This window comes from Inquilinus sp., from assembly GCF_057815775.1.
The window spans coordinates 1-11,357 of sequence record NZ_JBYRFX010000992.1; the positions used below are offsets into that span (position 1 = coordinate 1).

Annotated in this window: 12 protein-coding genes and 2 tRNA genes; 7 read left to right on the top strand and 7 right to left on the bottom strand. The window is 67.5% G+C overall.

Annotated features, from left to right (window positions below):
• The 5 genes from AC3XYG_RS35490 to AC3XYG_RS35510 form a co-directional block, all read right to left on the bottom strand.
• On the bottom strand, positions 1–326 hold a 326-nt coding region (locus tag AC3XYG_RS35490), incomplete at its 3' end, for an aldehyde dehydrogenase family protein (protein WP_489144609.1).
• A 145-nt stretch (positions 327–471) separates the two neighbouring features.
• The gene (locus tag AC3XYG_RS35495; RefSeq protein WP_489144610.1) at positions 472–852 is read right to left on the bottom strand and encodes a YciI family protein; all 381 of its coding nucleotides are present in this window, start codon (positions 850–852) and stop codon (positions 472–474) included.
• A gap of 45 nt (positions 853–897) precedes the next feature.
• Positions 898–1,071, bottom strand: a complete 174-nt coding sequence (locus AC3XYG_RS35500; protein ID WP_489144611.1) for a DUF1427 family protein — start codon at positions 1,069–1,071, stop codon at positions 898–900.
• A 58-nt stretch (positions 1,072–1,129) separates the two neighbouring features.
• Positions 1,130–2,293: an HlyD family secretion protein gene (locus tag AC3XYG_RS35505; protein WP_489144612.1), complete on the bottom strand. Its 1,164-nt coding sequence runs from the start codon at positions 2,291–2,293 to the stop codon at positions 1,130–1,132.
• Positions 2,290–3,813, bottom strand: a complete 1,524-nt coding sequence (locus tag AC3XYG_RS35510) for a DHA2 family efflux MFS transporter permease subunit (protein WP_489144613.1) — start codon at positions 3,811–3,813, stop codon at positions 2,290–2,292. Before AC3XYG_RS35510 ends, AC3XYG_RS35505 begins: the two co-directional genes overlap by 4 nt.
• A gap of 190 nt (positions 3,814–4,003) precedes the next feature.
• Between AC3XYG_RS35510 and AC3XYG_RS35515 the strand changes: the two genes are divergently transcribed.
• The 5 genes from AC3XYG_RS35515 to AC3XYG_RS35535 all read left to right on the top strand — a co-directional run bounded on the left by AC3XYG_RS35515 (position 4,004) and on the right by AC3XYG_RS35535 (position 8,946).
• Entirely contained in the window at positions 4,004–4,903 is a 900-nt protein-coding gene (locus tag AC3XYG_RS35515; protein ID WP_489144614.1) for a LysR family transcriptional regulator, read from the top strand.
• A 112-nt stretch (positions 4,904–5,015) separates the two neighbouring features.
• Complete coding sequence (locus AC3XYG_RS35520) at positions 5,016–5,681, top strand: hypothetical protein (RefSeq protein WP_489144615.1); 666 nt, start codon at positions 5,016–5,018, stop codon at positions 5,679–5,681.
• Between the two features lie 124 nt (positions 5,682–5,805).
• Positions 5,806–6,789 carry a ligase-associated DNA damage response exonuclease gene (locus AC3XYG_RS35525; protein ID WP_489144616.1) on the top strand — a complete coding sequence of 328 codons (984 nt, stop codon included), beginning with the start codon at positions 5,806–5,808 and terminating at the stop codon, positions 6,787–6,789.
• A complete protein-coding gene (locus tag AC3XYG_RS35530; RefSeq protein ID WP_489144617.1) occupies positions 6,786–8,369 on the top strand; it encodes a cisplatin damage response ATP-dependent DNA ligase in 1,584 nt (527 codons plus the stop codon). The genes AC3XYG_RS35525 and AC3XYG_RS35530 overlap by 4 nt, the downstream gene beginning before the upstream one ends.
• A gap of 367 nt (positions 8,370–8,736) precedes the next feature.
• Positions 8,737–8,946, top strand: coding sequence for a hypothetical protein (locus AC3XYG_RS35535; RefSeq protein WP_489144618.1), 210 nt, complete (start codon positions 8,737–8,739; stop codon positions 8,944–8,946).
• 187 nt (positions 8,947–9,133) lie between these two features.
• On the opposite strand, the gene AC3XYG_RS35540 is transcribed toward AC3XYG_RS35535, so the two are convergent.
• Both AC3XYG_RS35540 and AC3XYG_RS35545 read right to left on the bottom strand, forming a co-directional pair.
• Positions 9,134–9,208, bottom strand: a tRNA-Thr gene (locus tag AC3XYG_RS35540).
• A 137-nt stretch (positions 9,209–9,345) separates the two neighbouring features.
• Positions 9,346–9,420, bottom strand: a tRNA-Thr gene (locus AC3XYG_RS35545).
• A gap of 330 nt (positions 9,421–9,750) precedes the next feature.
• On the opposite strand from AC3XYG_RS35545, the gene dcd reads away from it, so the two are divergent.
• On the top strand, positions 9,751–10,305 hold the full coding sequence (gene dcd / locus AC3XYG_RS35550) for a dCTP deaminase (protein WP_489144619.1): 555 nt from the start codon (positions 9,751–9,753) through the stop codon (positions 10,303–10,305).
• A gap of 45 nt (positions 10,306–10,350) precedes the next feature.
• On the top strand, positions 10,351–11,357 hold a 1,007-nt coding region (gene murA, locus AC3XYG_RS35555), incomplete at its 3' end, for a UDP-N-acetylglucosamine 1-carboxyvinyltransferase (RefSeq protein ID WP_489144620.1).

Here is an 11,357-nt window from a genome sequence, read left to right on the forward strand (position 1 = left end):
TAGCGGATGATGCCGGCCGAACGGGCGATCTCCATGGCCGCATGCGGCAGCGGCTTGCCCTGTTCTTCCGTCAGCAGCCGGGCGAATTCGTCCTGGCGCTGCTCCAGGGCCTCCGCCAGCTTGACCAGAAGCTCGCCGCGCTGGCGCAGCGGGCGGGCCGACCAGGCCGGGAAGGCCGCCTTGGCCGCGGCGACTGCGGCATTCAGCTGCGCCAGGTCCGCCCGGGGCGCATCGGCCACCAGATCTTCCGTCGCAGGGTTGATCACGGGCAGCGTGCCGGCACCGGGCACGAGCTGGCCATCGATCAGCAGATGGAAGTGAGTCACGGGGTAACTCCTTGAAATGTCTGTCGGCTGTCAGTCCGCCGGCTCACCGGGACGGTAGGAGCGCGGCGTTACCGGAGCGCGTCGAGGGAGCCGAAACGCGTTACGCCCGTAGCACTGGGGGGGCCGGAATCGCAGTGAATGAGGGTTACGGCAGGTCGAAGGCCGAGCGGGACAGGTTCAGCGCGATCGTGATCCGCCCCTCGCGCATTTCCCAGCGCCGCAGGTCGAACACGCGCAGGCCGTGCTTGATCAGCGGTTCCTCGTCCATCCAGCGCCGCGCCTCGGCTTCGTCGGTGGTGTTGAGGATGGTGAGGCCGTCGCCGACGACCACGCCCGGCTGCACGAACGGCCCCGACGCGAACAGCGCCCCGCGCTCTTCCAGGGCATTCATGTAGCGCAGATGGTCCGCGATGAAGGGGCGCATCGCGTCGGCCGTGCCGACGGCGCGGCTGATCGCCACGAACAGCGTCTTCTTCAGCATCGGCGCCAGCAGCGCCACGATCTCGTCCTGAATTTGGTCCGGCATGGTCATTCCCTTTGTGTTCGGATGTCTGATCGCCGCCGGTGCGGCCTAAAAGTGAGGGCGGAGAAGGCGCAGCACCAGCACGACGCCCTGCTCCCCCGCCAGCATGCCGAGCAGCCCCAGCAAGGCGATCGCCGGTGGGGCGGGGGAGCGGATCCCGCACAGGCCGTATCCGATCCCGACGACCAGCCCCGCGGCGAGTGAAAGTGCAAATGAGAGCATGGCGATTCAGCCTTTCGGTTGCTGTGGCGTTCGGTTGCGGTGGTGGTCCGGCATTTGCCTAAAGCAGCCAGGCCAGCCAGCCCGGCGGCGTGCGCACCGTCACCGTCGCCTCGACCGACATGCCGGGTCCGAGCAGCCGGGGATCCTGATCGGTGTCATCGAGCAAGATCTTCACCGGGACACGCTGGACGATCTTGACGAAGTTGCCGGTCGCGTTCTCGGGCGGCAGGAGTGCGAAGTTCGAGCCTGTCCCACTCTGGAAACTGTCGATGTGGCCGTGCAGCGTGTGGTTCGGGAAGGCATCGACGTTGATGGAGACCGGCTGTCCGGCCTGCATGCGCGCCAGCTGCGTCTCCTTGAAGTTCGCGATCACGAAGATCTCGTTCGGCACCGCCGAAAACAGTGTCTGGCCGGCTTGGACGAAATTGCCGACCTGCACGCTCCTGCTGGCGACTCTGCCGGCGGATGGGGCGTAGATCCTGGTGTAAGACAGGTTGAGGCCTGCCTGGGCCATCGCGGCCTGCGCCTGGGTCACATTGGCCTGCGCCTGCTCGACCTGGCTCTGCAGCACCTGGACCTGTCCCTGCGCTGCCGCCAGCGTCGCCGAATCCCTTTGCACGGCAGCCTGTTGCGCGGTGTTGTCGGAAACGGCCTGCTGCGCGCGCTCGGCGGTGCCGAAGCCATCCTTGGCAAGGGCCTGAAATCGCGTCAGCTGCTCCGCGGTGAATGCCAGCGTGCCGCGGTCTCCTCCGACATTGGCCTCGTCCGCCGCGATCACCTGGCTCTGCTCGCGCAGCTGCGCCTCGGCCACGGCCTGCGCGGCCTGCGCACTCTGCAGGTTGGCGGCGGCGATGTCCTTGGCCGCCTGGAAATCCCGCGGGTCGAGTTCCACCAGGAGCTCTCCCGCCGCGAAGGCGCTGTTGTCGGTCACATGCAGCGCCGAGACGTAGGCCGCGACCTTCGGCACGATCGAAACGGTATCGGCCTGGAACGATGCGTCGTCGGTTTCGACCACGTAGAGGTTCGGCACATAGACATAGGCGGCTGCTGCAACCAACGCGCCGCCGATGGTCAGCGCCCAGAGCGGAAACCGCCGCCGCGGCCGGCCCTGATCGCCGGCGGCGGGCGCGCCATGTTGGGGATGATCCTGTGCCGCAGGCCCGGATGACGGTTCGGCAGAGCGAGCGGGTGCCGAAGGAAGAGCGAGAGCTGCCTCGGTCATGATTTTGGTGCCTTGCGCGGAGACATGAGCGGGATGAAGCAAAGAGCGATGAGCCCGATTGCGGCCATGAAGACGAAGGCGTCGGCGTAAGCCATGGTGGCGGCCTGGCGGGCGCCCTCGTCGCTCAGCATCTGCACGGCCATGTGCTGGGCCTGGAGCGGTGCATAGCCGCCGCGGCTGACGGCGAGCTGAGCCGCCTGATTCAACCAGTCCTGGGTCTGCGTCCCGCCAGCGCGGAGATGCTCGAACAATCGCGAGGAATGCAGCGTTTCCCGCCGGTTGAGGAGGATGGTGACCAGCGTGACGCCGATGGACGCGCCGAACTGGCGAAAGGTCATGTAGATCGCGACTGCATCGAGCTGCTGGGCCAGCGGAACGTTGGCCACCGTTCCGCTGGCGGTCGCGGAGAGCATCGGCGCCAGGCAGAAGGCATAGAGGATCAGCGGCAGCACATAGTCGGTGTCGGGCGTGCCGGATGTCATGAGCCGCGCGAAAAGCAGCATCGAGCCCACGAGCATCGTGAAGGCGAATGCCATGGCCTTGCGCTGGCCAAAGCGTGCGATCGCTGTTGCCACCAGCGGGCGGATCGCGGCGGCGGTCAGGGCATAGACGCACATGATGCGCCCGGCCTGTGTCGCGCTGAGCGGGTGCGGGAAGACGTTCCTCAGATACTCCGGGACAGCGTAGAGGCTGCCCGACAGGATGATGCCGGCGAGCAGGCCAAGGCAGATGGCGGCTTGGACATTGCGGTTGCGGACAAGGCTCAGCTGCAGCAGCGGCGCGGGGTTTCGCGGGCTGATCTCCCAGGCGACGAACAGGAGCAGCGCGGCCAGGCCGATCCCGGTCAGCAACTGGATCCTCGACGAGCCGAACCAGTCATCGATCTCGCCGCGGCTCAGCACGATCTGAAGCGTCACCAGGGCGACGCCCAGCAGCGCGACGCCCGGCTTGTCCATGGCGACCGCACGGGCATCCGCGGGACGCGGCACGTCCGGAAAATGCCGCACCAGCAAGGGGATGGCCACGGCGGCGAACAGCACGTTCGGCAGGAAGATCAGCCGCCAGCCGAAATTGTCCGTGACAGAACCGCAGAAGACCAGGCCGGCGGCGGTCGCGAGGTAGAGCATGACGGAGATCCGCATCATCGACCCGCTTCGCTGCGGCAGCGGCATCAGCATGTAGACGCTGGCGCGCCACCACATGGTCAGGCCTGCCCCGGCGAACCCCTGCAGCGCACGCCAGGCCAGCAGGGTTGCGAGATCGGGTGCCGTCATACAGCCGACGGACGCGATGGCGAAGACGACGGCGCTTGCGATGATGTAGCGAAGATACCCGACGCGACCGGCCAGCCAGATCGAAAGCGGAACGCCGAACAGCAGCGCCGAAAGGTATGTCGTCAGGATCCAGCTCGCCTCGTCCTGCGAAATTCCCAGCGTGCCGGCCATGTCGGGCAGGACGAGGTTCACGCCGTCATAGGTGTAGAACTCCATCCAGGTCGCGAGCCCGAGGCCGAGCAGCATGTACCGGCTTGGGCCGGTGCTCGCCGGAACGTCCGGCCGTGGCGGTGGAATGGCTGCGCCGAAGCGGAAGAATGGAGTTGCTTTCACGGGGGCCGCCTCGTTCAATTGCGCAGAACGAAGTTAACGCCCCTCTTCGGGTCCCGAAACGGCAGATGCCGGACGCTTATCTTCCGATTAATGGAAACATGCCATGCCGGATGTCGTTGCCGAATTGCAGCTGTTCCAGGCGATCGCGGGCTCGGGCGGCCTCTCCGCCGCCGCCCGGATCCTCGGCTCCTCGCCGCCAGCGATCAGCCGCCGCCTGGCCCAGCTTGAGCAGCGTCTCGGCGTCAAGCTCGCCGACCGCAGCGCCCGGCGCTTCCGCCTGACCGACGAGGGCACGATGTATCTCGAACACGGCCGCAGCATCCTGGATCAGCTGCGCGACCTGGAAACCGAGGTGGCGTCGCGCGGCAACGCGGCACGGGGGCGTCTTCGGGTCGGTGCGCCCGCCGATCTGGGCCGCAGCCGCATCGCCCCCCTGATCGCCGACTTCGCAAGCCGCCATCCTGGGCTGGAGGTGCATCTCACGCTATCCGATGCCGGGCTCGAAGTCGGCGAGGACGGGCTGGACGTGGCCCTGCGCGTCGGCCGCCCGAGCGATCCGGCGGTGCTGACCCGCAAGCTTCTGACCAGCCGGCGCGTCCTCTGCGCCGCGCCGTCCTATCTCGCGAAACATGGCGTGCCGCGCGATCCGGAAGACCTGTTGCAGCATCAATGCCTTCGCCTCGCGCGGCGCCACAGCCTGCAGGATCGCTGGCGTTTCATCGACCGCACCGGCACGAAGCTCGTGCAAGTCGGCGGCGCGCTTACCAGTTCCGACGGCGAGGTTATCCGCACCTGGGCTCTTGAGGGCCGCGGTCTGTCGATGGAGGCCGAATGGGATGTCGCCGACGATATCCGGGACGGGCGGCTTGTCACCTGTCTCGACGGGCTTTGCGCTGAGACCATCGAGCTGTTCGCGACCTACCTGCCGAGCAAGCCGATTCCCGCGAGCATCCGCCTCTTCGTGCAGGAGGCCGCCACCGCCTTCAAGGTGCAGACGGCCTGATCTGCCCTTAAGCCTGGATTTGGCGTCGGCCCGATCCATGTCCTATCGTCGTGATCATGCCGAATCCGCGCCCCGGCCTTCAGCCCCCTGGTTCGCCGAGAGGAGTATTGGATTGACGGATCGAACCAAGGATGCGGGCCCGGCACGCTGGTTTGTGTTGCAGGGGTTTGACCCAATCACCGGCAGCCCATTCGTCGAGATGCGGTTTCACGTGGCGGATATCGCCGTGCTGCAAGCCATCGTTAGGGACGGGGACGACCACGATCTGGCTCACTCGTACGTGCTGACCGAGGAGGAACGCGATGCCATCGAGCATCGCTTCGGGGTTGCCCTGGATTGTAGCGATTGCGAGGTCATACTTGCGCCATGGCAATCCATCAGGGAGGCGCCGTATCTCATTCACACAGGCTTCGAGCTTCCATTGATGATGGAAGGTAGGAAGCCGCTCACGGTGTTATCCGACACTTATCCGGGCGATTGGTTCGAGGCGCTCATTGCTCAGTTCAATGCCCTTGTCCTCGACGGTCGCCTGATCGGCCGGATTGTGGACCGGCCATTCGAGACTCCTTACAGACTGCCCGACGGTGCTCAGGTGGACGGCATTCGCGAGGCCTACTTCGCTCAGCCCGGACAGGAATGGCGCATCGATGCCTATCTCCTGCTCCGGCAGGTCGGGAAGAAGGCGGGATGGTCTGACGCCCTGGAGCGATACCAAGGCAGTTTGCTGGGCTACGAAGACTGGCAAAACGACTGGTGGTTCAGTCGCCGCAGCGGTTGATCGAAGGGATCGAGAGTCACTCCCGGCCACCCAGTCTCGATTTCTGGCCTGGATTTGGCGCCGCGCCGGTCCATGTCCTATCGTCGTGATCATGCCGACTCCGCGCCCCGACCAATGGATCCGAGTGCAGCCCGAGGGCCTGTTCGTGGTGCCCGGCGGCTTCCATGTCGACCCGATGCGCCCGGTCGAGCGGGCGCTGGTCACCCATGGCCATTCCGACCATGCCCGGCCGAACAATGCCGCGGTGCTGGCGACGCCGGAGACGCTGGCGATCATGCGCGCCCGCTACGGCGACGCGGCGGGCCGGACGCTGGAGCCGGCGGCCTGGGGCGAGACCCGGCGGATCGGCGAGGTCGACGTCACTTTCGTGCCGGCCGGGCATGTCCTCGGCTCCGCCCAGATCGTGCTGGAGCATGCCGGCAGCCGGGTGGTGGTGTCGGGCGACTACAAGCGCCGGCCCGACCCGACCTGCCGGCCGTTCCAGCCGGTGGTCTGCGACGTCTTCGTCACCGAGGCGACCTTCGGCCTGCCGGTGTTCCGCCACCCGCCGGACAGCGAGGAGATCGCCAAGCTGCTGCATTCGATCGCGCTGTTTCCGGAGCGGGCGCATGTCGTTGGCGTCTACGCCCTGGGCAAGTGCCAGCGGCTGATCTGCCTGCTGCGCCAGGCCGGGTGGGACCGGCCGATCTACCTGCACGGCGCGATGCAGGCACTGTGCGACCTGTACGAATCGCTCGGCGTGCCGCTCGGGCCGCTGCTGCCGGCGACCGGGGCTTCGAAGGCCGAGCTGGCCGGGCAGATCGTGCTGGGGCCGCCCTCCGCCATCGCCGACCGCTGGTCGCGCCGCCTGCCGGACCCGGTGATCGCCGCCGCCTCGGGCTGGATGAGGGTGCGCCAGCGCGCCCGGCAGGGCGGGGTCGAGCTGCCGATGGTGATCTCCGACCACGCCGACTGGGACGAGCTCTGCGCCACGATCGAGGAGGTTCAAGCCGGCGAAGTCTGGGTCACCCATGGACGGGAGGAGGCGCTGATCCATCAGGTGCGCAAATCCGGCCGCGCCGCGCGGGCGCTGGCGCTGATCGGCTTCGAGGAGGACGACAGCACATGAAGTCGTTCGCAGCCCTGATCGAAGGGCTGGTCTACCGGCCGTCGCGCAACGGCAAGATCCGGCTGCTGACCGACTATTTCGAGCACACGGCCGACCCGGACCGCGGCTGGGCGCTGGCGGCGCTGACCGGGGGCCTGAGCTTCGCCGCGGCCAAGGCCTCGACCATCCGCAACCTGGCCACCGCGCGGGTCGACGAGGCGCTGTTCGGCTGGTCCTACGATTTTGTCGGCGACCTGGCCGAGACCGTGGCACTGATCTGGCCGCAGAAGCCCGGCGCGAACCGGGAGCCGACCATCACCGAGGTGGTGGAGGAGCTGCGCGCCACCTCCCGCGCCGCGGCGCCGGTGCTGGTCGAACGCTGGCTCGATTCGCTGGCGGCGTCGGAGCGCTTCGCCCTGTTGAAGCTGATCACCGGCAATCTCCGCGTCGGCGTCTCGGCCCGGTTGGCCAAGGTCGCGCTGGCGGAATGGGGCGGCCAGTCGGTCGACGAGATCGAGGAGCTGTGGCACGCGCTGGAGCCGCCCTATGAGGAGCTGTTCCTGTGGCTGTCGGGGCAGGGGCCGAAGCCAGAGATCGGCGACCGCGCCACCTTCCGGCCACTGATGCTCGCGCATCCGCTGGAGGCCGAGGACATCGCCGGGCTGGACCCGGCGGCCTTCCGAGCCGAGTGGAAATGGGATGGCATCCGGGTGCAGGTGGTCGGCCGCGGCGACCGGCCGCCGCGGATCTATTCGCGCAGCGGCGACGACGTCACCGGCGCTTTTCCGGACCTGGCCGACCGCATCCGCTTCCACGCCGTGCTGGATGGCGAGCTGCTGGTGGCGCGGGACGGGGCGGTGGCGCCGTTCAACGACCTGCAGCAGCGCCTGAACCGCAAGGTCATCACTGCCCGGATGATCGCCGACTACCCGGCTTGGGTGCGGCTCTACGACATCCTGTTCGAGGGCGACGAGGATCTGCGGACGCTGCCCTTCGACGCCCGCCGCATCCGGCTCGAATCCTGGGTCGCGCGCGCGGCCCCGGCGCGGATGGATCTGTCGCCGATGATCCCGTTCGACAGCTGGGACGAACTGGCGGCGCTGCGCGACGGCGCCCGGGCCCAGGCGATCGAAGGGCTGATGCTGAAGCGCGGTGACAGCGACTATGTCGCCGGCCGGCCGAAGGGACCGTGGTTCAAGTGGAAGCGCGGGGCGCTGACGCTGGACACCGTGCTGATGTACGCCCAGCGCGGCCACGGCAAGCGGTCGTCCTTCTATTCCGACTATACCTTCGGCACCTGGCGGTCGGAACCCGAGGGCGACCGGCTGGTGCCGGTGGGCAAAGCCTATTTCGGCTTCACCGATGAGGAGCTGGCGCAGCTCGACCGCTGGGTGCGGGCGCACACGGTGAAGCGCTTCGGCCCGGTGCGTGAGGTCGAGCCGCATCTGGTGCTCGAAGTCGCCTTCGACAGCGTCCATCGCTCGACCCGCCACAAATCCGGAGTCGCGATGCGATTCCCCCGGGTTCACCGCATCCGCTGGGACAAGCCGGCGGCGGAAGCGGATCGCCTGGAGACGCTTGAGCGAATGATTGTTGAGTAATACTTGAATTTCACATCACTTCAACTTGGCAATAACATTTTGTTCAAATTGCACGTGTAATAGCCGTTGACAGTCATGGCCGGGTGCGAGAGGGTCGATACCAAGAGCGGCCCATGACAAGGGTCGCCGAGCACTTGATGCCAGCAGACAAGGCCGCGCCCGAAGACGGCGATAAGCCGCGCGTTGTCTTTGCGGACCGGCGGCGGAACACGGATGGGTGACATGTTGGCGACTGGTACCAGACCGACCCTCCTGACCTCGGATTTTTCGATCGGACGATGGCGGAACTGACGGCTCTCCAGCCCCGTTCCCCGTTCGCTCCCGTCATCGGTCGGCGCTGAGCGCCGCTCCCATAGAGGTCGATCCCATGGTTCGTTCCGAAGCGTTCACGATCGAGGTCGCGGGCGAAGCGGTTGGCATTGTCGTCGCCCAGCCGCGCGGCTTCCGCTTCTACGCCTCCGATTCCCGGTTCCAGAGCCTGGAGGGCCAGAGCTTCCGCACCGTCGCCGAGGCGGAACGGGCGGCCCGGCATTCCGGCCGCGACATGGCTCCACCGGCCGTCGGCATCGCCAGCTGAGGCTGTCCAGATCGGGCAGGGTCGGAAGATCCTGACCCGGCGACGGCAAACGGCCGAGCATCAGAAGATCGCGAGACGGGAGGCGGCGCAGCATATGAGCGCGCGTCCAGCCGTTGCGACTCGTCCGGCAGCGACGCCACGGCGCCGGTGATCTCGATCGACGACTTGTCTGGGAGCTTCGGGGCGCTGGTGCTGCCGCTGAGGATTGAACTCAGGACCTCTCCCTTACCAAGGGAGTGCTCTACCACTGAGCTACGGCAGCCCGCCTTCGAAGCGGCGCGGAACCTGCCATAGCGGCGGGGGTGGTGCAAGCGCTTTTCCGTGATCGTTTCCACCGGGGATCCGATCACAGGCGCCGCGACTCCACGCCACCGACGACGGGGCAGGAAACGCGAGAGGTGGTGCTGCCGCTGAGGATTGAACTCAGGACCTCTCCCTTACCAAGGGAGTGCTCTACCACTGAGCTACGGCAGCCCGCGTCAAGGCGGCGCAATCGGCCACAACCGCGGCCCGGGCGCAAGGGATTTCATGAAGTTTGTTCGTCCGGTTGCGAAACGCCGGCGCATCCGCCATACCAAAGTCGAAATGACCGATCAGCGTCGACCCCCGACACCGAAGCCCGCATCCCCGTCGCGCCAGGCCCCGTCACGCCATGAGCGCGAGGCGGCGGCGTTGCGTGCCAATCTGGCGCGGCGCAAGGTGCAGAGCCGGGGGCGCGCGGCGGTCGAGGGTGAGGCGGACGCGCCGGCGGGCACTGCTGAGCGTGATCCTGCCGGGCGCGATGATGAGACGAGGGGTTAGGCCGTGACGATCCTGTCCGATATCTGGATTCGCGAGCAGGCGCTCAAGGTCAATATGATCGAGCCCTTCGTCGAGCGGCAGAAGCGCGAGGGCACGATTTCCTATGGCCTGTCGAGCTACGGCTACGACGCCCGCGTCTCGGACGAGTTCCTGGTCTTCACCAATGTCGACAGCGCCCTGGTCGACCCGAAGAATTTCGATCCGAAGAGCTTTGTCGAGCGCAAGGGGCCGGTCTGCATCATCCCGCCGAACAGCTTCGCCCTGGCTCGCACGGTCGAGTATTTCCGCATCCCGCGCGACGTGCTGGTGATCTGCCTGGGCAAGTCGACCTATGCCCGCTGCGGCATCATCGTCAACGTCACGCCGCTGGAGCCGGAATGGGAGGGGCATGTGACGCTGGAATTCTCCAACACCACGCCGCTGCCGGCCAAGATCTACGCCAATGAGGGCGCCTGCCAGTTCCTGTTCCTCAAGGGCGACCAGCCCTGCGAGGTATCCTATGCCGACCGGGCCGGCAAATACATGGGCCAGCGCGGCGTCACGCTGCCGAAGCTGTAGCCTCATCTTTTTCCAGGGTCCGGGCCAAGTCCGGGGGGAGCCATCATGGACAAGATTCGAATCCGGGGCGGGCGTCCCCTCCAGGGCCGGCTCGCGATCAGCGGGGCGAAGAACGCGGCGCTGCCGCTGATGGCGGCGGCGCTGCTGTCGGACGAGACGCTGACCCTGACCAACCTGCCGCACCTGGCCGACATCTCGACCCTGGCGACGCTGCTAGCCCAGCACGGGGTCGAGATCGCGCTGAACGGCGCCGCCTCGGACGGCGCCCAGGGCCGGGTGATCGAGCTGACGGCGCGGCGCATCCGCAGCACCACCGCCCCCTATGACTTGGTGCGGAAGATGCGCGCCAGCGTGCTGGTGCTGGGGCCGCTGGTGGCGCGCGAAGGCCAGGCCAAGGTGTCGCTGCCCGGCGGCTGCGCCATCGGCAGCCGCCCGGTCGACCTGCACATCATGGGGCTGGAGCAGCTCGGCGCCGAGATCGAGGTGACCGAGGGCTACATCAACGCCCGCGCCCCGAACGGGCTGCAGGGCGCCCGCATCGTGTTCCCGAAGGTGTCGGTCGGCGCCACCGAGAACCTGATGATGGCGGCGTCGCTGGCCCGCGGCGAGACCGTGCTGGTCAATGCGGCGCGCGAGCCGGAGATCGTCGATCTCGCCGCCTGCCTCAACGCCATGGGCGCCTCGGTCGAAGGGGCGGGCACCGACACCATCCGCATCCAGGGCCGCGAGCGGCTGCATCGGGCGACGCACCGCATCGTCGCCGACCGGATCGAGACCGGCACCTATGTCATGGCCGCGGCCGCGACCGGCGGCGAGGTCGAGCTGGTCGGCACCAGCCTGCACCTGATCGAGGCGGCGGCGGACGTGCTGCGCGGCGCCGGCGTCGAGTTCGAGCCGACGGCCGACGGCTTCAAGGTCCGCCGCACCGGCGATCTGGTCGGCGTCGACGTGATGACCGAGCCCTATCCCGGCTTCCCGACCGACCTGCAGGCCCAGATGATGGGCTTGATGACGGTGGCCCGGGGCGCCTCGATGATCACCGAGACGATCTT